The 24,670-nt window shown below is 44.5% G+C and carries 27 protein-coding genes, 1 pseudogene and 1 riboswitch; of the genes and pseudogenes, 2 read left to right on the forward strand and 26 right to left on the reverse strand.

The features are described 5' to 3' along the window. Positions 1-98: 98 nt before the first annotated feature. Together TCA2_RS24110 and pth are read right to left on the reverse strand one after the other, a co-directional pair. Positions 99-329 (reverse strand): anti-sigma-F factor Fin family protein, encoded by a 231-nt coding sequence (locus TCA2_RS24110; RefSeq protein ID WP_047914159.1) that lies wholly within the window; start codon positions 327-329, stop codon positions 99-101. Between the two features lie 164 nt (positions 330-493). Continuing rightward, positions 494-1,054: an aminoacyl-tRNA hydrolase gene (gene pth, locus TCA2_RS24115; RefSeq protein WP_047914160.1), complete on the reverse strand. Its 561-nt coding sequence runs from the start codon at positions 1,052-1,054 to the stop codon at positions 494-496. Positions 1,055-1,204: 150 nt separating this feature from the next. On the opposite strand from pth, the gene TCA2_RS24120 reads away from it, so the two are divergent. Continuing rightward, on the forward strand, positions 1,205-1,405 hold the full coding sequence (locus TCA2_RS24120) for a hypothetical protein (RefSeq protein ID WP_047914161.1): 201 nt from the start codon (positions 1,205-1,207) through the stop codon (positions 1,403-1,405). Positions 1,406-1,488: 83 nt separating this feature from the next. Here TCA2_RS24120 and TCA2_RS24125 read toward each other — a convergent pair whose 3' ends face one another. The 13 genes from TCA2_RS24125 to TCA2_RS24185 all read right to left on the reverse strand — a co-directional run bounded on the left by TCA2_RS24125 (position 1,489) and on the right by TCA2_RS24185 (position 14,253). Then, positions 1,489-2,442: a ribose-phosphate diphosphokinase gene (locus TCA2_RS24125; RefSeq protein ID WP_047914162.1), complete on the reverse strand. Its 954-nt coding sequence runs from the start codon at positions 2,440-2,442 to the stop codon at positions 1,489-1,491. Positions 2,443-2,538: 96 nt separating this feature from the next. After that, positions 2,539-3,939, reverse strand: a complete 1,401-nt coding sequence (gene glmU / locus TCA2_RS24130; RefSeq protein WP_047914163.1) for a bifunctional UDP-N-acetylglucosamine diphosphorylase/glucosamine-1-phosphate N-acetyltransferase GlmU — start codon at positions 3,937-3,939, stop codon at positions 2,539-2,541. Positions 3,940-4,200: 261 nt separating this feature from the next. After that, positions 4,201-4,485: a septation regulator SpoVG gene (spoVG, locus tag TCA2_RS24135; RefSeq protein WP_047914164.1), complete on the reverse strand. Its 285-nt coding sequence runs from the start codon at positions 4,483-4,485 to the stop codon at positions 4,201-4,203. A gap of 189 nt (positions 4,486-4,674) precedes the next feature. Further along, the gene (purR, locus tag TCA2_RS24140) at positions 4,675-5,508 is read right to left on the reverse strand and encodes a pur operon repressor (RefSeq protein ID WP_047914165.1); all 834 of its coding nucleotides are present in this window, start codon (positions 5,506-5,508) and stop codon (positions 4,675-4,677) included. 116 nt (positions 5,509-5,624) lie between these two features. Beyond that, positions 5,625-6,479 (reverse strand): 4-(cytidine 5'-diphospho)-2-C-methyl-D-erythritol kinase, encoded by an 855-nt coding sequence (ispE, locus tag TCA2_RS24145; RefSeq protein ID WP_047914166.1) that lies wholly within the window; start codon positions 6,477-6,479, stop codon positions 5,625-5,627. Between the two features lie 140 nt (positions 6,480-6,619). Next, positions 6,620-6,802, reverse strand: coding sequence for a small, acid-soluble spore protein, alpha/beta type (locus tag TCA2_RS24150; RefSeq protein ID WP_047914167.1), 183 nt, complete (start codon positions 6,800-6,802; stop codon positions 6,620-6,622). A gap of 230 nt (positions 6,803-7,032) precedes the next feature. Then, entirely contained in the window at positions 7,033-7,311 is a 279-nt protein-coding gene (veg, locus tag TCA2_RS24155) for a biofilm formation stimulator Veg (protein ID WP_047914168.1), read from the reverse strand. A 259-nt stretch (positions 7,312-7,570) separates the two neighbouring features. Next, the gene (gene yabG / locus TCA2_RS24160) at positions 7,571-8,476 is read right to left on the reverse strand and encodes a sporulation peptidase YabG (protein ID WP_047914169.1); all 906 of its coding nucleotides are present in this window, start codon (positions 8,474-8,476) and stop codon (positions 7,571-7,573) included. Positions 8,477-8,581: 105 nt separating this feature from the next. Then, positions 8,582-9,469, reverse strand: a complete 888-nt coding sequence (gene rsmA, locus TCA2_RS24165) for a 16S rRNA (adenine(1518)-N(6)/adenine(1519)-N(6))-dimethyltransferase RsmA (protein ID WP_047914184.1) — start codon at positions 9,467-9,469, stop codon at positions 8,582-8,584. A 4-nt stretch (positions 9,470-9,473) separates the two neighbouring features. Beyond that, the gene (gene rnmV, locus TCA2_RS24170) at positions 9,474-10,019 is read right to left on the reverse strand and encodes a ribonuclease M5 (protein WP_047914170.1); all 546 of its coding nucleotides are present in this window, start codon (positions 10,017-10,019) and stop codon (positions 9,474-9,476) included. A gap of 166 nt (positions 10,020-10,185) precedes the next feature. After that, on the reverse strand, positions 10,186-11,412 hold the full coding sequence (locus TCA2_RS24175) for a 3D domain-containing protein (protein ID WP_047914171.1): 1,227 nt from the start codon (positions 11,410-11,412) through the stop codon (positions 10,186-10,188). Between the two features lie 277 nt (positions 11,413-11,689). After that, positions 11,690-11,936: riboswitch (cyclic di-AMP (ydaO/yuaA leader) on the reverse strand. Positions 11,937-12,163: 227 nt separating this feature from the next. Next, complete coding sequence (locus tag TCA2_RS24180) at positions 12,164-12,934, reverse strand: TatD family hydrolase (protein ID WP_193746115.1); 771 nt, start codon at positions 12,932-12,934, stop codon at positions 12,164-12,166. Positions 12,935-12,972: 38 nt separating this feature from the next. Beyond that, complete coding sequence (locus TCA2_RS24185) at positions 12,973-14,253, reverse strand: HD domain-containing protein (RefSeq protein ID WP_047914172.1); 1,281 nt, start codon at positions 14,251-14,253, stop codon at positions 12,973-12,975. A gap of 359 nt (positions 14,254-14,612) precedes the next feature. Between TCA2_RS24185 and TCA2_RS24190 the strand changes: the two genes are divergently transcribed. Further along, positions 14,613-14,867 carry an AbrB/MazE/SpoVT family DNA-binding domain-containing protein gene (locus tag TCA2_RS24190; protein ID WP_047914173.1) on the forward strand — a complete coding sequence of 85 codons (255 nt, stop codon included), beginning with the start codon at positions 14,613-14,615 and terminating at the stop codon, positions 14,865-14,867. A gap of 202 nt (positions 14,868-15,069) precedes the next feature. Here TCA2_RS24190 and rsmI read toward each other — a convergent pair whose 3' ends face one another. The 11 genes and pseudogenes from rsmI to TCA2_RS24250 form a co-directional block, all read right to left on the reverse strand. Then, positions 15,070-15,960, reverse strand: coding sequence for a 16S rRNA (cytidine(1402)-2'-O)-methyltransferase (gene rsmI / locus TCA2_RS24195; RefSeq protein WP_047914174.1), 891 nt, complete (start codon positions 15,958-15,960; stop codon positions 15,070-15,072). A 60-nt stretch (positions 15,961-16,020) separates the two neighbouring features. After that, positions 16,021-16,770: a tRNA1(Val) (adenine(37)-N6)-methyltransferase gene (locus tag TCA2_RS24200; protein ID WP_047914175.1), complete on the reverse strand. Its 750-nt coding sequence runs from the start codon at positions 16,768-16,770 to the stop codon at positions 16,021-16,023. 120 nt (positions 16,771-16,890) lie between these two features. Then, positions 16,891-17,259, reverse strand: a complete 369-nt coding sequence (gene yabA / locus TCA2_RS24205; protein ID WP_047914186.1) for a DNA replication initiation control protein YabA — start codon at positions 17,257-17,259, stop codon at positions 16,891-16,893. 28 nt (positions 17,260-17,287) lie between these two features. Beyond that, positions 17,288-18,088 (reverse strand): stage 0 sporulation family protein, encoded by an 801-nt coding sequence (locus tag TCA2_RS24210; protein ID WP_047914176.1) that lies wholly within the window; start codon positions 18,086-18,088, stop codon positions 17,288-17,290. A gap of 146 nt (positions 18,089-18,234) precedes the next feature. After that, positions 18,235-19,211: pseudogene (gene holB, locus TCA2_RS24215) on the reverse strand (DNA polymerase III subunit delta'). 331 nt (positions 19,212-19,542) lie between these two features. Beyond that, positions 19,543-19,986: a YaaR family protein gene (locus TCA2_RS24220; RefSeq protein WP_047914177.1), complete on the reverse strand. Its 444-nt coding sequence runs from the start codon at positions 19,984-19,986 to the stop codon at positions 19,543-19,545. Positions 19,987-20,022: 36 nt separating this feature from the next. Then, positions 20,023-20,352: a cyclic-di-AMP receptor gene (locus tag TCA2_RS24225; RefSeq protein WP_047914178.1), complete on the reverse strand. Its 330-nt coding sequence runs from the start codon at positions 20,350-20,352 to the stop codon at positions 20,023-20,025. Positions 20,353-20,676: 324 nt separating this feature from the next. Beyond that, positions 20,677-21,312: a dTMP kinase gene (gene tmk / locus TCA2_RS24230; RefSeq protein WP_047914179.1), complete on the reverse strand. Its 636-nt coding sequence runs from the start codon at positions 21,310-21,312 to the stop codon at positions 20,677-20,679. A gap of 58 nt (positions 21,313-21,370) precedes the next feature. Continuing rightward, the gene (locus tag TCA2_RS24235) at positions 21,371-22,873 is read right to left on the reverse strand and encodes an aminotransferase class I/II-fold pyridoxal phosphate-dependent enzyme (RefSeq protein ID WP_047914180.1); all 1,503 of its coding nucleotides are present in this window, start codon (positions 22,871-22,873) and stop codon (positions 21,371-21,373) included. Positions 22,874-23,031: 158 nt separating this feature from the next. Continuing rightward, positions 23,032-23,223 carry a sigma factor G inhibitor Gin gene (locus TCA2_RS24240; RefSeq protein WP_047914181.1) on the reverse strand — a complete coding sequence of 64 codons (192 nt, stop codon included), beginning with the start codon at positions 23,221-23,223 and terminating at the stop codon, positions 23,032-23,034. An 841-nt stretch (positions 23,224-24,064) separates the two neighbouring features. Further along, positions 24,065-24,391: a hypothetical protein gene (locus TCA2_RS24250; protein ID WP_143042164.1), complete on the reverse strand. Its 327-nt coding sequence runs from the start codon at positions 24,389-24,391 to the stop codon at positions 24,065-24,067. Between the last annotated feature and the right edge of the window lie 279 nt (positions 24,392-24,670).

Raw genomic sequence — 24,670 nt, forward strand, 5'->3', positions numbered from 1 at the left:
AAAAAACGCCTCAGCAAACGCTGCCAAGGCCGCAAGGCTGGATGTATAATTCCCATCCTTAAAGCACTGTTCTATGCTTCTTGATTCCCTATTCACCGCTATTGCAGCGGGCTTGTTAACAGACAAAGCTCTGGATTCACCAGGATCGCCTCATTACAGTAATCGCAAGTGATGTTAACCATCATTTCGCCTTTTGAATTATAGGCTATTATATCCCTTCGTTCCGCAGGGGTCAAGAAATGAAGACCCAGCCTTGCTTCCGTTACTTCGGATGAATCAATCTGTCCAATCGAAGTTCCACAATGCCTGCAGACATAATGAATTGGCATACTCTTATCCTCCTGAAAAGAAATGATATCTTCTATTCTTTCCAGAAATCACGAGTTTATAAAGCTTGGATGAAACAAGTAATCAAATTTACAATGTCTATTCGACTTACATCCGCCCGGCTGAATTAACCAAATTCACATCTTGCTATTTGGTTAATTCATCCTTATCCATTAAATTTCGCCATCGTCCGCTCAAAAGTATCCTTCATCGCATACTCGAGGGCGTCACAGGTTGCTTCAATCATAGATTCAACCGCTTCCTGCTCCTTCTTCGCGAACTTAGACAGAACATAATCTACAATCGCGTAGCCTGGCTCCGGTCTCGAAATACCCATACGCACACGATTGAACTGCTGTGTCCCGGTATGCTGAATAATCGATTTAATTCCGTTATGGCCGCCTGCACTGCCTTGGTATCGGAGGCGGATCTTGCCTACTTCAGTGTCCATATCATCATAGACTACAATAAGATCTTCAAGGGCAACCTTATAATAATCCATATACGCTCTAATGGATTCGCCAGAGAGATTCATATACGTCATTGGCTTAATCAGCACTGCCTTCTCCCCTTGTATCATTCCTTCTCCGATAAGAGCTTTGCACTTGCTCTGATTAATAGTAATACCATGGCGCTCTGCCAGAGCGTCGAGTGCCATGAATCCTATGTTATGCCTCGTCTTGGCATATTCGGAACCGGGATTGCCAAGTCCCACTATCCATTTCATATGAGAGGCTGCCTCCTTCATATTTCATATTGCTTCCCAACCAGCGCACTAATCTTGAACAACCAATTGGACTTACACGAAGTTTCACTTTACAATAAAAACAATTGTTTAGATTCGATCAGCATAACAGCAAGAAAGGATGAACCGGTCATGCGCCATGATATTGAACGTTTAACGCAGCCGTACCAATTTCAACACCATTTGGAACAGGCCATACCGGTGCAAGTGTATGACCACGGCAACCATGTCGAGATCGGATGCATTACCACTTACGATGAGCCCTTTGTTGAAATTAACGGTGCTCTGTTTAACCGATCTTATCATCAGTTCATTTCAAGGCCCGGATATTAAATAATAACCGGGATACGCCGACAGGGGTTACATTGTCGTCCTAGACGACAACGTAACCCCTTTTTCTTATTTCATGCAGATCTTTATTCGATTTCAAACAATTTACTAATCGACAATTCCTCGTGAACCCGAATGATGGCTTCGCCAAGCAATGGAGCGACGGATAGAACATTCAGTTTCTTCGTTGGATTCGGATGTGTAATCGGAATCGTATCCGTTACAATAACTTCCTTCAGCGGTGAATTCTCCAAACGCTCCATCGCAGGGCCTGACAATACAGGATGCGTACAGCAAGCGTACACTTCTTTGGCTCCGCCTTCCATAAGTGCATTGGCACCAAGCACAATTGTACCCGCAGTATCGATAATGTCATCGATCAAGATCGCTGTCTTGCCTTCAATATTACCGATAATATTCATCACTTCACTAACGTTAGGCTCTGGTCTGCGTTTGTCAATAATCGCAAGTGGAGCATTCAGGAAGTCCGCCAGCTTGCGTGCGCGTACAACGCCGCCATGGTCCGGAGACACAACAACTGGATTCTCAATTTGCTTGGAACGGAAATACTGTGCCAAGATCGGAACCGCCAGCATGTGGTCTACCGGAATATCGAAGAAGCCCTGAATCTGCATAGCATGCAGGTCCATCCCGATGACGCGTGTCGCTCCCGCTTTTTCAATCAGGTTAGCTACAAGCTTAGCCGTAATCGGATCTCTTGAGCGTGCCTTCCGATCTTGTCTTGCATATCCATAGTAAGGAATAACGACATTGATCGTTTTGGCAGATGCACGTTTCAATGCATCAATCATGACCAGCATCTCCATCAGGTTGTCGTTTACTGGGGCACAAGTCGACTGAACAATGTAAACATGACTACCACGTACACTTTCAGACAGCTTCACTTGAATTTCACCGTCGCTAAAACTCGTAGTATGGGATTCGCCCATAGGAATACCAATGTAATCAGCAATTTGGTGTGCAAGCTTCGGGTTCGAGTTACAAGTAAATATTTTTAATTTGGAATCAAAATAAGTCATAAAATAAAAAACCTCCGTGCTGGTTCATTGGAATCTATTTTTAGATCTGCTTGTGTCTAAACGTCGGCGCTGCTTCATCACGAAATACAGCAAAAATTAGGAATTAGCGTTATTCTTCTTGGCTTTCGCACGTCCACGAATCTTCTCTGCATAGCCAGGTTTATTCTCTTGACGCGATCTTGCAATAGCAAGGTCATTCTCCGGAACAGCATGCGTAATGGTCGAACCCGCAACAACATAGGCGCCTTTACCTACTTTGACAGGAGCAATCAAATTCACATTACTGCCCACGAAGGCATCATCTTCAATTTCAGTGACAGCTTTATTATATCCATCGTAGTTCACAGTTATCGCGCCGCAGCCGATATTCACATTCTTACCGACTTTTGCGTCGCCAACATAGCTCAAGTGAGAAACCTTCGAGCCATTGTCAATGGTCGCATTTTTGATCTCGACAAAATCGCCGACCTTCACTTGTTCTCCAAGCTTGGCCCCCGGACGCAGATACGCGAAAGGCCCTACTGATGTTTCATTACCCACTTCGGCATCGACTAATACGGACTGTTTAACGGTAACGTTATCGCCAATGACACTGTTCTCAATATCTGTATTCGGACCGATGACCGATTGCTCTCCAATCTTGGTGTTGCCTTTGAGCATCGTTCCAGGGTACAAGACAGTGTCTGCGCCGATCTCAACATCCGCACCGATATAGGTGGAAGAAGGATCAATAATGGTTACCCCGTTCAGCATATGCTTGCGTGCAAGACGTTCGCGCATAAATCCTTCCGCCTCGGATAGAGCAACACGATCGTTTACACCAATCGATTCTGCTGCATCATAGGTCATGAAGGCTTCAACCGTTTCGCCCGCTTCACGGAAAATACCAACAACGTCAGTCAGGTAATATTCTTGCTGTGCATTGTTGTTCGTAACTTTATCCAGAGCTTCAAACAATTTGGCATTGTCAAAGCAATAGGTGCCTGTATTTATCTCTTGAACTGCATTCTCTGCATCGTTGCAGTCCTTCTGCTCAACGATCTTCGTTACAGATCCATCCTCGCCCCGAATGACACGGCCATAACCAGCCGGGTTGTCCATATGAGCGGTCAGAACGGTAGCTGCAGCACCGCGGCTTTCATGCAGCTGCATCAAGCCTTCGAGTGTTTCACTTGTAACGAGCGGAGTGTCGCCGCAAATGACAATCGTAGTTCCTTCCTCAGAACCTAGCAAATCCTTAGCCTGTTTAACGGCATGTCCCGTGCCAAGCTGCTGCTCTTGTAATACGTATTCTGCGGAAGCTCCCAAGTAAGATTGTACAGCTTCTGCTCCATGTCCAACCACGACAACGTTACGAGTAACGCCTGCACGTTTTACGGTGTCCAGAACGTGGCCGACCATCGGTTTGCCGCATACAGGATGCAACACCTTATACAATTTGGACTTCATTCGTTTGCCCTGCCCTGCGGCAAGTACAATAGCCATTTTCTTCAACATCCCGACCTCCTGCGCTGAAATTGTAATGTTATCCATTCTGCTGTTACAGAACGAAAAGGATTCCATTCCTCGTTCACTTTGAAAGGAATAACGGTCTAGTCAACATTAAATTGGGCACAAGCAAGTACCCCATAATCCATATTATGGGAGGTAACGAGTCCGTGCTCCAATATTGCTCATTAATGAATATACTTCATTCTTGAAAAAAAGAAAAGAGAGCCATAAAATGACCCTCTTTTCTTTCGAACCCCAATAATGTTCTTAAGCGCCTTCTTCGATAACCTCTTCCTCAGTTGCAGCACGTTCGTATTCAGCTAAAACAGCCGCTTGAATCTTCTCGCGTGTACCGGAAGAAATCGGATGGGCGATGTCACGGAATTCTCCATCGGGAGTCCGTTTACTTGGCATAGCAACAAACATTCCGTTGTTACCATCAATAACGCGAATGTCATGAACGACGAACTCATTATCGATCGTAATCGAAGCTATAGCCTTCATTCTCCCCTCAGAGTTGACACGGCGGAGTCTGACATCTGTAATCTGCATGTGTGTTCACCACCTTTTTCCATCGGAACTTGGTGTATAATTCCACACAACATACAGAAACTCCTTCTTTTTATTTCCATAAAAATGTCCTAATTTAAGGAATTTTTTGAGTTTTGGTGCAATTCGAGAGCTATTCGACAAAACTTGCGAAAGATCGATAGAAATCCCTCTGTATCAGGGAAGTCGATGTCACTCGCTTCGGTTAAAATAATTGCCTGGTGCAACTGAGATTTGCTTCGTCTTGGGATCCACTGCTGTCAGTGTGGCCAGTGAAACATAATCATGAAGCAGACGCTCTTCTGAATCCACTTCCCCCGACTCAACAAGCACGCCGACCCCGGCCACTTCAGCATTAAACTCCCTCAGCAAATCGATCATCCCTTGCACCGTTCCTCCGGCCTTCATAAAATCATCGACGATGAGCACGCGAGACTTCTCTGGAAGAGCCCTTCTGGACAGGGACATCGTATGCAGGCTCTTATGAGAGCCGGATACATAATTGATACTCACAGCTGAGCCTTCTGTCACTTGATGATCTCGTCTAACTAGGACTACAGGAAGATTGAGCTGTGAGCCTACAGCATAAGCAAGCGGAATGCCTTTGGTCTCTACCGTCATCACGGCATCAATTTCTCGGCCTGCAAATGCGGTAGCCATAATCTTGCCGATCTCGTTCGTTGTAGCCGGTTGACCCAGCAGATCAGACATATATAAATATCCACCAGGTAAAATCCGATCAGGCTGTTCGAGTAATTCACATAAATTCTGTATGAAGGATAACGAACGTTCATAGGACATCTTGGGCATAAACTTCACCCCACCCGCTGCGCCAGCGAGTGTCTGCAGGTCTCCCATTCCTTCATCCTCAAATACTTCCTTGATAATGGCAAGATCTTCACTAATCGAAGATTTCGCCGCACCATAACGCTCTGCAAAAGTCGTTAAGGGAATCAGTGTATGTGGTCTCGAAAGCAAATATTGTGTCATTTCTACTAAACGAGCGCTTCGTTTTAATTTCTTCACGTCGATTCCTCACGATCTATCTCCAAATCCGAATGTTTACAATTCAATATATCATTTTTGTACGTATTTGTACAACAATCAATTCGTTTTTATACTATAAATGGAAAAAATGAAGCTTATGTCAGTAATCTTACTGCATAAACTTCTTTACAGAATCCTCGAAGGCCATTATAGATTCTCGGCACCTTCGATTCTTTTGAAACGAGGCCGAATACCGTAGGTCCACTTCCCGACATGAGAACACCATCGGCTCCAAGCTTCATCATTGCTTCCTTCAATTGGCCTACCTCTGGATGCAGCTTCAAAGTTACATCCTCTAATGCATTACCCAGTTCCTTACAAACCCCTGCAAAAGACTGATTGCGAATGGCATCTTCCATTCTTTTGGCGGATGGATGCCTCTGAATCTGATCGCTGCGTACACGACCATATACCTCTGCAGTAGAAACGTTAATCGGCGGCTTCGCCAGCACGACCCAGCATTGCGGCGGATTCGGAAGCTGATGAAGCTGCTCTCCTCTTCCAGTAGCTAGTGCCGTTCCTCCCGTAATACAAAAAGGCACATCCGAGCCTAATTCTGCACCCAGGAGCCTCAGCTCTTCATCGGATATATTGAGACCCCACAACTTGTTCAAGCCCCGCAGGGTGGCCGCAGCGTCACTGCTGCCGCCTGCAAGACCCGCTGCTACGGGTATCTTCTTATCGAGATGAATGTACACGCCTTTTTTAACGTCATATCTGTCCTTCACCAGCTTGGCAGCCTGGAAGGCCAGGTTCTTCTCATCCAGGGGGATATACCCCGCCTGACTCGAGATCATAATCGTGTCCCGCTTGATTTCAGACATTTCAATCCGATCCGCAAGATCAACCATGGTCATAATCATTTCTACTTCATGATAACCATCGCTTCTTTTATGTAATACATCCAACATCAAATTAATTTTCGCAGGAGCTTTTTCATAAATTTTCAAGGCGACTCACCCACCCTCAGCTATTCCCTCAAGACAACTTAACATATTATATCAAAAGCAGACTGTCAAGTCATATTGTTCCCTTCATAAATGTGGCTATATATAAAAAGCCCCCTGCTGTATCCAGGGGACCTTCCTAATTATCCTTGACCCTTTCGTGCTGCCTGCTCTGCAAGCTGTATAGCCCTCTTCACCATATTGCCTGCATCCTTGGCTTTGATCCCGCCCCAGCCTTCTTGCTGAACAGTATCATAAAAGCCCAGGTCCTTGGCCAGCTCATACTTGAGCTCTTCTGACATTACACTGCGTCTTCTGCGGCTCATAAGGCTTCCTCCTTATTAAAGGACTCATAATTTCATGTTTCGGTCGTTAGTATGTGTCTAGGCGGGTTATTATATGCGCACTCGTTTAACGCCCTCCTTAAGCCGTACTAACCCCTCACACTTAATAAGACGGTGCTGGCAGCTAATCCTCTCACTTATGCAATAAAAAATATGCAATAAAAAAAACGGCCCCGTCCATAATGGACGAGAGCCGCCTTGAGAAATCAAGCTTACACTTCGTTGTACGATATTTCGCTGATGACTTGCTCAGGATCATATACTGAAACCTGTACTGCTTCAGTCAATATATCGGCGTAACTGTAAGACACCCGTTTAAACGTTTGCTGTTCTTGATCTAGCTTCACAATAAAAACAGAAGGGTACGTTTCTTCCAATACACCAGTACGCTCAATTGTCTTACGGCGTCCACCGTTTGCACGAAGTAGAATCTTCTGGCCAACATGAGCGTCGAGACTGCGTTTGATATCCAATAGCGAATTTTTAGCCATGGCTAACGACCACCTCTTTCCTTGTCCATTATACAAGGTGTTTCAGAGTTTGTCAAATCATCAATTATATCAGCATCAAAAATGTGTTGTCAACGAATATTTTAGCAACGTTATTGCTTTAATTAAGTACAGCTATTTTTGGATCGAAAAAATTCCCAATTCACTGATCATCAGCTCAATTCTCCCTTGTTATACGAAGCAGAAAAAGACCCCTTAGAAATAAGGAGTCCCTGTGAATTAAATACTTATTCTGTAAGCTTCAGATCGCTGCTGGTGTGACCTTAAGAGTGGACAAATCCTGAAGCGGAGGTAAGCCTATCCGATAGCTTCCTCTGGACTCAAGCCCGCCGACACCGTCACTGCCGCTAATGGTGTGATGGATAATATCATTAATGTTAATCGTATCCTTCACGGAGGTGAACGCCGCCTTCGCTGCCACATATACAGGATCAAGCGCATGTATTAATACCCGGCTGGGGCTGCTGGCAAAATTCGCACCTGCACGGATCAGTGCTTCAAAATGGGACTGACACGCACCTGCAACGATCGTCAGCGCATCCAAATGCCATTCATATTGTCTGGCTACCTGAACGGCTGCAATGAAGTTAGATGAGTTCTTATAATGATTGATGTTATACAGATCATAGGGCTGTCTGCCCTTTAGTACTCCATCATGCCCCGTGATGACGACAATATCAGGGCGTGAGCGCGGCAGGAGCCGATATAGTGTATCTGCCATGGAAGCTTCATGTACATAATGGCCTTCTGCGGGTACACGCAGTCTTTCATACAATGCCATGCTTTTCTTAAGATAATTAGGGTCTCCATCCAGATGGAGCACCTTGCCAGGCATTTCAAAAAAAGAAGGAGACTCTGTCTGTGTGTTCTTGCTCCACTCATCAACTAACCCCGCCTGGTTACGCTGTGCTTGCTCCAGACGGTGCTTCTGCAATAGCGAGTAAGATTCGTTTGCTTTAATATGTGCCAGCCGCGTCTTGTTCGTCTCAGGCTCATACGGCACTCTGATCAAATCATTCAGCGGAGAATCCGCAAGGAGCCTAAATTCGGTTCCTTTAATGACTGCCTTATCCTTCTCGAGGCAGTCCACTCGGAACGTGACATCTCCCCCATACGATTTCCGAACGACCAAGTCTCCTATATTCATCAACGTTATCACCTCTAACCCTATGTTATGGGCGAGGCAGGGCTTTGGTTCATCTCTTTTTCGTATTTGGCGAAGGGAGGACCGCTTGTAGGGCTATTTAGAGTCTTAACCCTTGATTCCTGCTTCCAGCAAGACATCACTTAGACGGGCGTACTCTTTAATACTGAGTGTCTCTCCGCGTCTTGTAGGTTCAATCTCAGCCGCCTCCAGCAGAGGCTCCAGCTGATCTCTATTTTCTTTGGTAAAGAAGCGGCTCTTCAAATTATTTGCGATGGTCTTCCGTCTTTGTGCAAATGAAGCATGAATCACCTCGAAGAAAAACTTCTCATCCTTCACTTCAACCGGAGGCTTCTCTCTTACCTTTAACTTAATAACGGCAGATTCAACATTAGGCTGCGGGATAAAAACCGTATGAGGAACGATACATACCAGTTCAGGCTCGCTGTAATATTGCACCGCGATGCTTAGCGTCCCATAATCCTTCGTTCCTGGAGAAGCAGCCATTCGTTCTGCAACTTCCTTCTGAATCATGACAACGATGCTGTCGAGCGGGAGCTTCTCCTCCAGCAGTCTCATCAAGATCGGTGTCGTTACATAGTAAGGCAAATTAGCAACGACGCTGACCTTATCCATGCCCGCGAAATTTTTTGCAAATAATTCAGGAAGATCTGTTTTAAGAACGTCTCCATGATGTACATATATATTAGAGTAAGGTTCCAGCACTTCGGTGAGGATCGGTATCAAGCGTTGGTCTATTTCGACAGCAGTTACCGTCCCTGCACGCTGTGCAAGCTTCTCTGTTAGAGCACCGATTCCCGGTCCGATCTCAAGTGCACCTTTATGTTCATCCAGATCAGCAGCATCCACAATTTTATGGAGTATATTTTGATCGATCAGAAAATTTTGTCCCAGGCTTTTTTTGAAAGAAAAACCGTGTTTCGCTATGATCTCTTTCGTTCGTCTTGGCGTTGCAATCTCATCTATATTTTTCACGTTCTCATGATCCCTCACGTTCTATTTGCTCTAGTGCTCGTACAAATTCCTCACGACTTATCTGAAACATCGTCAGCCGCTTATGCAGCTGCTTGCCATTACAATATCCTATGCCCAGAATGTTGCCCAGCATCATACGCCGATTTGCGGCGTCCTTATGGACGATGAGTCCGGCTTCAATCAGATCTTGCCAGTCTATGAGCGGCTTAGCGCCATCATAGGTTGTATGCACCTTGGACAGTGCTGCCCGAATGGAGTCTGGAGATGCATTCTCCACACCGATATCACCTTTGCGGGTCGCATCCTGCTCCTTAATGAAGGCATGCTTCACGCCAGGAATCTTGTTTGATATGATTTTGCGAATTCGCTCACCTGCATGATCAGGGTCTGTAAAGACGATAACACCTCTTCTTTGCTGAGCAAGCTCGATCTTCTTAAGTATACGGGCATTTATAGCAGAACCGCCGGTCTCAATTGTATCTGCATTCACTGCACGCTTGATGGCTACGGTATCATCTCTGCCTTCAACGACAATGATTTCTTTAATCATGACCACATGACTTCCTTTCTAAACAAAAAGAGAAGAGGAAAAACTCCTCTTCTGCATGTAAGAGGCAAACGATAGACTTGCTGTCTAAACTTTCGTTTACCTTATATAGCATCACCTAATCTTGATGTTAATACTATAACATCAGGGACGCATTGTAAAATATATTTTAATTCAGTTCCGGCTTCACCGGACCGATAACGTATACGGTTTTACCTTTTTTGCGGCCAAAATTGAGAGCCTGCTCCAAGCTGTCATAATACACATCAATTTTGTTCCCTTTGATTGCGCCGCCTGTATCTTCAGCACGACGGAATCCTACACCTTCAATGTATACCCACCATCCAAGAGGGATCACATCGGGGTCAACTGCGATGGTACGTCCTTCCTGTACACGTGTGCCGGAAGCCGTCTTCGTACCAATGCCTTCTTGCTCTGAGGAATAAGCTGTCATAGATACATTGCTCAGCACTTTTTTGGCCTTGAATGTAACTCCATCCTTCGTGACAGAATCACTGTCAGTTGAAGCAGATACCTTCTTCACTTTATCAGCCAGATTTGCTGACGATTTCGAAGAGGATGCATTTGAAGCTTTAGAAGTAGCTGCAGCTTCGGTTGTACTTACAGCGGCAACCACCGTTTCCTGAACTGGCTCAGGCTTCTTCTTCGTTCCAACGGCAATGACCTTGTCGACACGGTTTGTTTGAACCTTCTTGCCCGTCATTTTCTTAGACACCAATTCGCCATCCTGGAAGGTCTTCTCGATCGTCTGGACGATCACGCCTTCCTTACCGCTCTGAATGACCCGGTTATCACCCTTGTACAAGCTTGGGTCAGCCGTCTTGATTACCTTGAACGGAACCGAAGCTTCTTGTGTCGCTGTTTGCTTGGTTACCCGGACTACTCGAATATTAAGATCCGCCTTCACCGCAGTGTCAGCAGCGGGATATACTTTATCATCTTCTAATACTTCGATGCTATGAGCAGCGAGTGCTTCTTTAACTGTATCCTGTGTCGTGTAAACTTGCTCTGTCTCACCATCTGCCGTCACGTTAATCGCTACGGCCCGGTTAATTGTTACTCGATCCCCATCTTCAATCTCATCACTCAAAGACATCGATACTTCGTCATGTGGACTGACTGCGATTGAATGCTCATCCAGCACTTCACTAAGCATTCCTTCACGTGTTTCCAAGGCTTGAACCTTGCCGTCCACGACAATTGAGATTTCTTTGCCTCCCTGACCATACACAATGAGTGAGATCATGACTAACAGTGCGATTGAGAAGATTGCGACTAGTGTGATCTGACGCAGATTCTCATGCTTCCATCGCAACGCGAAAGACTTGCTGGATGATGGTGACTCATGGGTCTCCTCTAGTTGGAAATTTCCCACTTCCTCCGTCCTCCTTCATAGTCCCGCCGTCAAGAGTATTGCATGATTGTATTTGACGCGACTATACCGATTTGTCTACAAAACCGGAGAAACTCCCGTCCGATTCTGCATCATGTGCCACTCTTCGCAGCATGATGTCACCTCCTGTTAACCAACAGTATGACGACAATGTAACTTTTATTCTCCTAAAACAAAGAAGCCAAAAAAGAGTTTAAGAGGAACTCTTTCGTGGCTCCGATAAGTTCAAATGAGAATATCGGAAACATCATGCACGAGTTTTGCCTCTTCAATACGCTTACGGAGTTAGCTGTCGGGTTCGGGCGTAAGAGTCGCCCCCGCTCAGATCCAGGCTGCTCATGGCAGCTGTCCTTTACGTTCACCCCAAGACTCAAGTGTTGAAATCAAATACAGTGGTCAGAGCAAGAGAGACAACTCTCTTAATTCCATCTTCTGACTAGCAGCAGACCACTATATCGGTTCCCCCGTTCTTTGTTAAATTACAAAAGATTCAGCGAGAATGACTCATGAAGTGAATTCAAAGTGGTAAATCAACTGAATGTAAAATTGACTTTACCAACAATCAACAATTCACTGAAACGATGATATCCTGTTTCGATACATGTTGTAAAGCAGTATTCAACTATGTTTTTCTAAATAATTGGTTAAAAATTTGTAATAATCAGCGAAAAAGTCTTACAAAAAGTTTAATCGCTCCGTTTTACTCACTTTTTCGTCTATTTTCCTCTGTCTTTTAACGAATGTCAAATCGTTCCAGTGCATTTGCGGTCGTAATCTCTGTCAATTCTTCCACAGAAATACCCTTCAGCTCGGCTGCCATTTCTGCTACCAAGGCCACATGAGCTGACTCATTTCTCTTGCCGCGGAATGGATGTGGAGTCAAGTATGGAGCATCCGTTTCGATCAAGAGCCGGTCTAGCGGTACCTTTGCAAGCACCTCTTTGGGCTGCTTCGCGTTCTTGAACGTAATCGGCCCTCCGAAGGAGATATGAAAGCCCATATCCAGCGCCATTTTTGCAGTTTCCCAGCTGCCTGAGAAGGAATGCATCACTCCGCCCACTTCATGCGCCTTCTCTTCACGCAGAATTCGAATAATATCTTCATGTGCATCCCGGTTATGAATCACAATCGGCATAGCGATCTCTCTAGCCAGTCCGATTTGTTTGCGCAGCACCTCATGCTGAACCTCTTTGGGAGAAGTATCCCAATGATAATCCAAGCCAATTTCACCGATTGCAACAACCTTCTCATGTTTACATAATGATGCAATCCATTCTAAATCTCCATCCTTCATCGTGATGGCATCGACAGGGTGCCAGCCTACTGCCGCATAGATAAAATCATAGGTTTCAGCAAGTTTCATCGTAGTAGGAATCGTTTCCCGATTAAATCCTATATTAATCATTCGGGTAACCCCCTTTTCGACAGCGCGCTGAATCACTTCCTCGCGGTCAGCGTCGAACTCAGGTGCATCCAAATGGGTATGTGTGTCGAATAACATCATATATTCTTACTCCTTTCAAAGCTGTATCTTGTCTCACATTATTTGAACATGCCGGCAATTTCCGGTGGAAGCTTGGGCAGTGCATTCATCAGCTTCTCCTGTGGGAAGTATAAATGATAATTCCCTTTTTGCATGCCGCTAATGGAGCGAACAATCTCGGATACTTCGGATATATCTCTTTGTCTTTCCTGCTTGTCTAGAATAATGATCTGTCTCTTGCTCTCCGCAATATCAGGTCGGAACACATCATACGGCAGATCGGTAGGAAAATCAATTTCAAGGTCATAGGCTGGATTCAAGCCTGCCTTGAGAAATGCATCTTCAATCCGCTTGATATCCTTCTGCTCAATATAATCCACTTCCACATACTTATAGAGCTTACGGTCCAGGAACCGGGTACAAAGCTCACTCAGAATCGGATCCTTCTCGTAGGTCCATTCATTAAAGGCAGCTTGAATCGTGGATTCATCGATACGAAGGTAGTCTGTGACCGACACATCCCCCTTAATCAGATGAAGGAGAGGTCTGAGCATGAAGTCAAATATGTACCCTTCTGCTACAAGTTCCTTGGCTCTTCTAAAGATTTGACGCAGGACAATTTCGGAGCTTCGAGTGACCGGGTGAAAATACACCTGCCAATACATCTGATATCTCGACATTAAATAATCCTCTACGGCATGCATTCCTGAATCTTTAACGACAACTCTCCCCTGGTAAGGACGCAGCATTCGAAGTATGCGGTCAAGGTCAATAGTTCCATAATTCACTCCGGTATAATAGGCATCTCGCAGTAAGTAATCCATTCGATCGGCATCAAGTGGACTAGAAACCAGATTAACAACTATAGGCTTGTCATACGTCTTGGCAATAACCGAAGCGACCTTTTGGGCAAAATCAGGACCTACGGTACCCAGTATCCGCCCTACTTCTGTATCTCCCAGTATGATTTTACAGGTCCATTCTTCATGATCCATATCAAACGCCTCTTCAATGGAGTGAGAAAATGGGCCATGTCCAACATCATGCAGCAGAGCTGCGCATAGAGCGACAAGCTTCTCTTCTTTTGGCCAATCGGGATATTCATTCCGTTCAAACTGCGATATGATCTTCCTTGTAATTTCATACACACCTAAAGAATGAGAGAAACGGCTGTGTTCTGCTCCATGAAAAGTCAAATATGTAGTCCCCAATTGTCGAATTCGGCGAAGACGCTGAAATTCAGGGGTATTGATAAGCTGCCATATGATCGGATCCTGAACGTGCACATAGTTATGAACAGGGTCTTTGAATACTTTCTCTTCGCTAAGCTTTTGTTCCATCGATAATCAGCTCCTTTTTCAACCTAATTTCTTATAACAAAATTCAATTGTGTGCAACTAAAGTCGGATTTCGACTTTTTCCATACAAATCACTTCATATATTCGACATTATACGACAAAGTTTGTCGAATGATGATGCAGTTTTGATTTCCAAATCGACACGCGTTATAATAATAGATAGATACTAGAAAATCATCGTTAATACCAGTACTCATTCCCTTTCTTCATACAATGTTAACTTAATTCTTCATTTTCAATGTTGACTGATTTGGGAATGGTTGGTATGATGATTAGCATAAAAGATAAAATAATGTCGAATCATGACAGTAATAAGCGATGGCGAGAGGAGTTAGTATAAAATGATGAAATCTACAGGTATTGTAAGAAAAGTTGATGAACTGGGCCGGGTTGTTATTCCTATCGAATTGCGCCGTACACTCGGTATTGGTGAAAAAGATGCTCTTGAAATCTACGTAGACGGTGAGCGCATCATGCTTAAGAAATATGAGCCTGCTTGTATTTTCTGCGGCAACGCTGAGAACGTAACTTACTTCAAGGGTAAAATTGTTTGTCACGAATGTATTTCTGAAATTCCGGCACCTGTGACAAATTAAGTAAAATAGGTTATAATCAATTTTGGATAGAGAAAAGCATACTTTCAATCAGTAATCATTACGATTCCTTTAATATAGATGCTCGCTTTTCTTGTGAATATATAATTGTTATTTCTAACCTTTTTCATATCTCCTTAGACACCTTCCTCGTCAGATCCAATCTGCCGAAGAAGGTGTTTTTTCTTTGTAATCCGCATAAGGTCTATCGTCCCTCTTTTAATAAAGCATTATATACATCCCTTTTGGATAGCTCGCGGTCTGCAGCCGTACTCTTCATCGCATCCTTGCGAGAGAGGCCTTCCTTCTCATAGTGCTCCACATGCGCTGTAAGACTTAAATGCTGCCACCACTCGTTCTGCAGCTCTTTCTCTTCGTCCTGACTTCTTCCCTCTACAATCAAACAATATTCACCTAGGGGCGGATGCTCCTCAAGCCACTCTATACACTCCTGTAGATTCCCTCGCACATATTCCTCGTGACGCTTGGTCAGCTCTCTGGCGAGCACTGCTCTGCGGTTACCCCATAACTCCTGCATGACGGTCAACGTTTTTTGTACCCGATGCGGCGACTCATAAAACAGCAGGGTGCCCTGCGATGCGCCGAAACTTTTCAGAATAGCCGTAATGTCCTTTTTCTCACGGGGAAGAAATCCGACAAAGGTAAATCTCTCGGTTCCAAGACCAGACGCAATTAGTCCGGACAGAGCAGCATTCGCTCCTGGCACCGTCACCACGGGAATGTCTGCATGAATGGCAAGACGGACCAGGTCTGAACCAGGGTCAGAAATGGCTGGCATACCAGCATCGCTGACGAGGGCTAAATTTTTTCCTTCTATTATATATCGAATTAATTCAGGTCCACTGGCTTCCTTGTTATGCTCATGATAACTAAACAACAGCTCAGGGCTAATCTCATAATGAGTTAATAGCTTACGGGTTTGTCTTGTGTCTTCCGCGGCAATGATATCACATGACTTCAAGGTGTTTACCGCCCGATATGTGATATCTTCCAAATTACCGATGGGCGTACCTACAAGATACAATGTACCTGTCCCTTCTTTTTGTTCAAAGCTCTTCTGTACTTGAATACTCATTGCTAACTCCTCTCCAGTTCCACGTTTCATGGATGCTGCTTCTATCCAATCCAGCGCTAGTCATGTACTCGGATAGTAAATATCCATAATTTCTTTGCAGTATTCCCCATTTTCGTTATACACGATCAGCGGCGGCAGCATTCTGACATCCGGTTTGCCATCTCTTAAAGCCTCAATGAGCACCATATTCGCTTCTTTATCGATTCGTGGATGAACCATGCGAATTCGTTTCGGCTCCAACCGATATTTACGCATTAAGGTGATGATCTCACCGATTCTCTGGGGTTTGTGTACCATGGATACTTTTCCGCCTGTACGTACTAAATGCATACAAGCCTTCAGCACCTCCTCCAAAGTACAATGGATCTCATGCCTGGCGATCGCCTGATGCTCATTCAGTGTAATATCACTGCCGTTTAACGGCATATAGGGTGGATTAACAGTAATGGCATCATAGACTCCATAACCTGTAATGCCAGAGAGTGCTCTCAGGTCCCCTTCCCGAATCATGATCTGGTCTCCGAGCTCATTCAGCATGACACTTCGTCTGGCCATATCGGCAATTCTAGGCTGAATCTCAATTCCTTCGATCGATGCTTTTGTTCTTGTGGACACGAGGAGTGGAATGACCCCATTCCCTGTACAGAGATCCAGGACCTTTCCCCGCTTGGGAAGGCCTGCAAATCTGGCCAGCAACACAGCGTCCATTGAGAAGCTGAATACCTCGTCGCTTTGAATAATACGCAAATCATGAGTTAACAGATCATCCAATCGTTCAGATGGCTGTAGCTTAATCTTGTTTATGCTCATTTTGATACCTGCCTGATTTATATTAATGGATATACCCTTGATTGAAGCAACTAAAGGTATTATGAAATGATTCATGTTTGTATTGTTAATAGAAAAGCCGTAGGGTATCCCTACGGCTCGTTACTTATTCAAAAATGACAGACAGAACAAACAATCGCCCTCTGTACGTAAATGCCCATAATAAACGTTACAAATATGGAAACCTTCGTAATACAATCTTGCCAAATTATCGTAACCCTCTCCAACCACCTCTTCGGTAGTCTCGGCTGCGGGTACTAATTGTACAGGATTTTTGGGAGCTGGTGCAGGTGTCTCCGAAGAGGACTCCCGCTTTAGGACCTTGCGCAACTGTTCATTTTCCAGCGTCAAACGTTGATTCTCTTCGAGCAGTTCCTTTACAATCATTTTTAACTCGCCAAGATCATTATGCATTTGTCCCATTTGTGTTTCCATTTCAAGAATGTGCGCAAAAATCGATTTTTTCTCCAAGATCCCACCCCGAAAGCAAACATAATGGTTACTTGATGACGACGTCATCCATAGAAAGCTCTTTTACTTTGTTGATTTCAAACAATTGAACATGTACCTTGCGGTTGCCTGCGTGAATGCCAACAACCTTGCCTTCACCTAACGAGGTTACGACAAGCTTACCGACAGCCGGCAGCTCTTCCTTGACGCTCTCATAATTATCATGCTCAAATTTCAAGCAGCACATAAGTCTGCCGCAAAGTCCGGATATTTTGGTTGGATTCAGGGACAGACTCTGATCCTTGGCCATCTTAATGGATACCGGTTCGAAATCACCCAGCCAAGATGAACAGCAGAGTATCCGTCCACATGGACCGATCCCTCCCAGCATCTTCGCTTCATCACGAACGCCAATTTGGCGAAGCTCAATCCGTGTCCGAAAAATACTGGCCAAATCTTTAACTAACTCTCTAAAATCGACACGTCCTTCAGCCGTAAAATAAAATATGATTTTATTTCGATCGAATGTGAATTCCACATCGACAAGCTTCATCTTAAGTCCGTGCTCTTTGATTTTATTTAAACAGGTGCCAAATGCGTCTTTTGCAGCAAGCTTGTTCTCTTCCACCACTTTGGCGTCCGAGTCACCTGCAATGCGAATTACCTTCTTCAGAGGTAATACAACGTCAGATTCACCAACAACTTTCTTTCCTATAACGACTTTGCCGTACTCAATCCCTCTCGCTGTCTCTACGATGACGCTAGAATCTTTTTCAATAGGAAGATCGAGGGGATCAAAGTAATAAATTTTGCCCGCTTTCTTAAAACGGACACCGACTACATTATACAAAAAAATTAACCCCCTTGTATGCCAATAAACCTCTATCGAAGCCTGAAGACAGGGCCGCAATCGAGAAGCGTATCATGTTAGGACTGTGCTAGGGTATAGAATGAACGTCCCTGAGATCGAGTCACCTCATACTTGCGCGCTCCACCTCAAGAGGCTAGTCCAATTAGTAGTTGTTCTACACATAGCTGACCATTCACATTATACCGAAGCTTCTTCCTGCATTCTGCAGCCAAGTCCATATAGGACACCCATTGTTCGGTTGTACGAGTCATAGCAATGGTAGAGAGTGTATTGAGTTGATCTATAAAAATAACGTTCTCCTGCTTACCGTAAATAACATAAAGCATGTCCTTGAACCATAAGTGAAAGAGTTCAAACATCAGTTCAAGATGTTCAGAAAGCCCTGTCTTGAACAGCTTCTGCTGGGCAGAAATCAGCGCAATATCGCCTCTGGACAGAGATTCTTTCCCTAATTGTAACACTACATTTCTAATTTCTGCAAACCAATTCTGGTCAAGCAAATTCTTGCAAGAATCAAGTCCGGCGCTTAAAAATGAAGCTGTTCTGACGAGCGCGGGAGCATATCCTTCCTTCTGCAGCATCTCTTGAACCAGCTCTGGATTCAATGCCTTAAAGGGGATCTCCTGCGTTCGAGATAAAATCGTAGGAAGCATAGCTCCCTTGTTGCTCGTGATCAGTATTCCTACTGCCGGCACCGGCGGCTCCTCCAGGAACTTCAGCATGCTGTTCGCAGCCTGCACCGTCATTTTATCCGCCTGATCAATAATATAAATCTTAGGATTAGTTTTTTTCAGACCGATAGGCAAAGAGTTTTTTGCAAATCGCGAATCTGATCTATTTTGAGGCTTGCGCCTTCAGGCTCTACATAATGGAGGTCTGGATGATTCCCATGCTTCACCTTCCGACACTCCAGACATTCACCGCATGCATCGTCTGCATTTTGAGTGCAAAAAATAGATTGGGCAAATGCTGTTGCCATCTGACGTTGTCCGCTGCCGGATGGACCGCTGAATATATAAGCATGACTGATCGCGTTCTTGCGGAGTCCGCCCTGCAGCATTTGTTTTGCTGTATCTTGCCCCAAAATTTCACGAAATGACATGAGTTCCTCCCCTATAAAAAAGCTGCTGCGGTCTAGAACTTCACTTGTTACACACCAAAAGTCAGCATGAGATATTATATATCATTTAGAAGAGTAGAACCAAAAAGATCATCCATCTTAGCAAAACCTCGAAAGAAGGATATCCTTAGTTCAATCCTCTAATCTTCATTATACCATGACACGCAGCCATTTTAATTTTAGTATTCACAAAAAAACATTTTCCATTTCTTCAGCCAAAAAATCAATCGGCTTATTTAACGCCTGCTCTTATCTACAAAAAAACAAGCGATCGAAATCACTTGTCTTTGGTTACGTCATAAGCTATGAGATTTTAAAAGCTCAAGTTAATCAGCATTCCCCGAATTTCGCCGATTTTTTGCAGAAGCTCTATCTTCCCCTGCTCACTCTGAAGCAGCTCCTCCGCCATAGCAACCAGCGCGGCATCCACTTCATCAAGCAGCAGATACTTCTTACCGCGTCCACGGCGGTCCCAGCCTTTGGTCTGCTTCGTAGCTATGCCTCTTCTTACCGTATCATCTAAGAATCGCTTAACCAGCTGCTTATAGGCCTTGAGCTCTCGTATGGTCATCGATCTCGCTAATCGATCCCCTTGCAGCTGGATTTCATTCAACCGCCGAGTCAGCTCTGCCTGAGAAGCTCGTTCACCCTGCTGCTGCATCATATCCGCAAAACCTTTATTTTGCACAGGCTTCGTATTATTCTCATTCGAATTGATGCCGCTCTGAAGTGGTCTGAATCCTGGATTGATTTTCACAAGATATCCCTGCTTTCTGTTGCCAAAAGACTGCTCTTAAAAATGTTCAAATCGATCAACTGGCAGAACGAACACGGTCGCTCCTCCTACCTGAACCTCTACAGGAAGGGGTAAATAAGAATCGGTCGTTCCGCTCATTGGTGTAACCGGAGTAACGAGCTGCTCTCTTACCTTACAGCTGCTGCGGATCACGTTCATTACGGATTCAACCTGGCTGTCGTCCACCCCGATCATAAATGTGGTGTTCCCTGCTTTCAAAAATCCACCTGTACTCGCCAGCTTCGTCGCCCGGAAGTTCGCTTTGACCAGTGCACTAGATAAACGATTGCTGTCTTTATCCTGAATAATCGCAACAATAAGTTTCATCTTGAAACGCCTCCTCTAAATAATGTCCTGCTCAGCACTAATGCTTCAACCTGCCTTAAACCATGGATCAAGCTTTAGAATAAAGCATAAGTCACTACTCTATTCCAGAGTAGGCCACTCTTGCCCAAAGGCAGCGTAACCTTCAAAGATATGATGAGTCTTCCCCCATCTAAGGGAGTTCGACAAATAATGAAGAATAAAACTTAGTCCATAAGAATCTTAAGCTGCAGTGATAACCCATACTAAGATCCTAAAAATTTGATTCAAAGCGTACCTGAGAGATGTACAGTACTTCTTAAATACTTAATAATTAGACATATACCCTCAAATATCCTCTATTACACACCTTAGCTTCGTAATTAAGCTACAAAACACCTCTTCTTGTGACAAAGAAGCATCAATAACCTGAATTCGATCCGGCTCTTGCTTCGCGAGAATTAGATATCCCTCTCTTACCTTGTCATGGAACGACAGGTTTTCCATATCCAGCCGATTCACCTCACGCCCTTGATTGGCAGCAATTCGAGCTAATCCTTGTTCTGGACTAATATCAAAGTAAAGTGTCAAATCGGGTGATAAATGATCTGTAGCAAATTCATTAATGGAGCGAACCTCCTCCATACCAAGACCTCTGGCATATCCTTGATAAGCCAAACTGCTGTCGACAAAGCGGTCAGACAGGACCATCACGCCCTTTTGAAGAGCGGGAATGACTTTCTCTGCAAGATGTTGCCTGCGGGCAGCTGCATAGAGCAATGCTTCGGTGCGAGCATCCATCGTTGTATGCTCCGGATTTAATATAATGGAGCGGATTTTCTCTGCTATATCAATTCCACCGGGCTCGCGTGTCATTAAGTATGGGATTTTCTTGTCTTCTAGATACGCAGACAGCTTCTTAATCATGGTTGTTTTACCGGAGCCGTCTCCACCTTCAAATGTAATCAATTTTCCTATCGGCAATGTGTATCTCTCCTAAACTACGTTTTCAACTTGATCTATTTGAAATATTCAGTGTTCGCTAGCTTTTTTCTTGTATAACGAGCAGCTGATTTAAACTCGAATCACGCGTCCCTTGGCATTTGGCCCCTGCATTGCGAAGTGCAATTAAGCGCTCTTGCATAGCTTCACCAATCAGCTCTCCTGGATACAGGATCGGAATACCAGGCGGATAAGGAATCACCATCTCCGCTGCTCTGCGGCCAGCACATTTGCTGAGTTCAACAGATTCGGTATCTTCTTCCGTTCTGGTTCGCATATCAAAAGGGACGGGACAGGAATAGACATCAGATTGCAAAATGTTCCACGTGGAAACAGGACTGTTGTTTGCTTCTGTGCTGTCTTTATTTCTGGGCTCCTTCTCTAACGATATATGCATGAGTGCACCTAAAAGGTGCATGGCATCCTCTTCTGTAGAGCCCAGGCTAAACAGGAGGACGACGTAACGGTCGTCGCTCATCTCTGGCATGCAGCCGTGAGCTTCAAGCTCTCGCTGCAGCTCGTAACCGCTCAGGTCCCCTGACTTGTCATATATGACAAGTTTAAATGGGTCCTGAGCGGTATAGCCTGCAGCCGCTGTTGTCTGTGGCTGCAGTATACCGTAGCGCGGCATCGACTGTATGCCGCGCTTTGCTGTATCCACGGCAGCGAGGCCAGCCGTGAAAGCCTCTGCGCCGTGCACATGAAGATGCCGGCGCGCCAAGTCAAGCGAAGCCATGAGCGGGTACGAAGGGCTTGAGCTCTGGATCATGGACAAGCGCTGCTTCAGCAGTGTCCGATTGATCCGCTCTCCCTGTACATGCAGCATGGCTCCCATCGTCATCGCCGACAGCATTTTATGCGTGGATTGAACCACACCATCTGCTCCAGCCGACAACGCGGATGCCGGGACATCTGGGTGCATTCCATAATGTGCGCCATGTGCTTCATCCACAAGAAGCGGAACGTGGAATTGATGGCATATTGTTGCAATGGATTGGATAGAGAAGCCCATTCCATAATAATTCGGCATCGTAATCAATACAGCCTTTGCTTGCGGATAGGCTTCAAGGGAGGCCATAACCGTCTCGACCGAAGGAGCTGTAGCTAACCCGGATTGATGATCCATCTCCGGTAACATAAAGACGGCCTGAGCTCCGGCCAGCATTAACCCGTGTAACACCGATTTATGAACGTTTCGCTGAACAAGTATAAGATCACCAGGTTCTGTACATACCGTAAGTAGTAAGGCGATATTTCCTGAAGTGCTGCCTCCGACGAGCCAGTAGCTCTCTTCAGCGCCAAAACAATCTGCCGCCAGATGCTGAGCTTCTAAAATGACACCCTCAGGATGATGTAAATCATCTGTTCCTGTTATTTCAGTCACATCAATACTCAGGATGTCTTGCATGAATCGGCTGTATGCATCTGAGTATACTTGTCCATTTTTATGACCTGGAACATGATAGGTTCGTTGTTGAGATGATTTGTATTTCAAAAGTGCTTCATATAAAGGTGCTCTATGCTTATCAAGCTGGTTTCCCATAGATCATAAAACCTTTCCGTCATTATCCTTCTTCCATTGTAAAACATTTTAAAGGTATATCATATCAAACTTACTCTGGACCCATCTATTTAATTTAGAAAAAATAAAAAGGCCTTACTCAGACCTTTAAAAATAAGTTCATAATTATGACTTGTCTATTATACATTATTTTGATGCAGCCAAATCTGCTTTAACTGATGAATAAAAAATGGATACTTGGCGTCCTGCGCGTCAGTGTGTACCATCTCGGTCTCACAATCTGTGCAAATAAACTCAGAGACTATAAAAATGCCTTCCTTCTTACGCTGCTCACAAACAATGCACGTGTGCTCCATTTGTTGTGTTTCCATACGATCCCACCTTCATTCCTTTTGCTATCAGTATGGTACAGTTTCTACTATTTTAAACCTTTTCATAGTGAAACTCTACTTTATTTCCATAACCTATGCTATTCAACCTAATACGTATAGGTGTCTGTACCCAATTATGCGTAACATTTAAATTTTTCCAGACAGCCATCCGATATATAATATATAAATTCGGTCTTTTGATTGCTATGCAGCTCGTATCAAGAGCCGTTCTCTGCTATGAATAGGAGGTTATGAATGGAATGTCCGCGGTAATCGGAGATCAGGCTACTTACTATCAATATCGTCTTATCCGCAAAATCAATATATCCAGGCCAGCTTTACTTAGTTACTTAAGCTTAACATTCATTATGCTGTTCGCCTGCCTCGTCTTCTTTACTTGGTCTGGGCTTTTGTATTTTCTGTTGTCCTGTGTAACCATGATATGGATTCATTATTTAGTATCTCGTTCTATCCTTCTTCTTCGTAATCGGCAGCTTCATCGGTGGCATTGGTCCTGGAGAGCTCCCTGGATAGGACTGATTCCTTCCCAACATATTGCTTATCCTCTTTTTAGCCGTATTCATTTACATATGACCTGGATCGGTCTAGTCTTTGTCTTTGTTTTTATCGTCGCTTCTCCTCCCTCATTTGCGATGAGCTTGTTATTTTGGCATGTATGGCTGATGGCGCCGCGTCTCACGTGCCTCCTATGGCTATTCAGACAAAGAAAAGACGGCTATTTAAAAATATCCCATCAAGAAGTTGCCTACTATATTCAATGAAATAGAGCGGATACGGCTCATTCTATACATATAAAAAAGACCTTCACTCTCGTGAATGTCTAGTTACTGTCTACGGTCTTAGGTTTAATAATGGAAGGGTCCTGTGTGGGTACCAATACCGTCAGATAGCCATTATGCAGGGATAAATGAACACGGGTGCTATCTTTTACGAAAATGCGAGGGGCAGAGTCCGTGTTGCTCGTATCCTCGGCCGCCGTATCCTCTTTCCAGCCCCACTCTATAATTTCATTAATATATTCTTGAGGTATATCTGTATTCTTCCCTACACCAGGCAGAGTGTATTGTACATAATCCATTTCTGGATTGTTCGATGCTCGATCCATTCGATTGGCTTCTTTAGGTACGGGAAAAGTATTAACATTCACTGCACCCTCGTATGAGTCCCACGATGTGCCCTGGCTGCAGGCGGTAAGGATGATAGTGAAGCAGATGATAGCATAGAGACATAGCATTCTGTAACGCAGTCGAAATTCCCCCTTTGTTGCGAAGTGACACGATCTCTATGTTAAAAGAACCCTATTCTATTATAACTTCTCATGTGTTTTAATCCGTAACAAAAATGTTACTACCTATTACATAAACGATTCATTCATATATATAAATAGACAAAATAAAAAAACCACCGTCGTCATCGACAGTGGTTC

The organism is Paenibacillus sp. TCA20, assembly GCF_000732325.1.
Lineage (GTDB): Bacteria > Bacillota > Bacilli > Paenibacillales > Paenibacillaceae > Paenibacillus > Paenibacillus urinalis.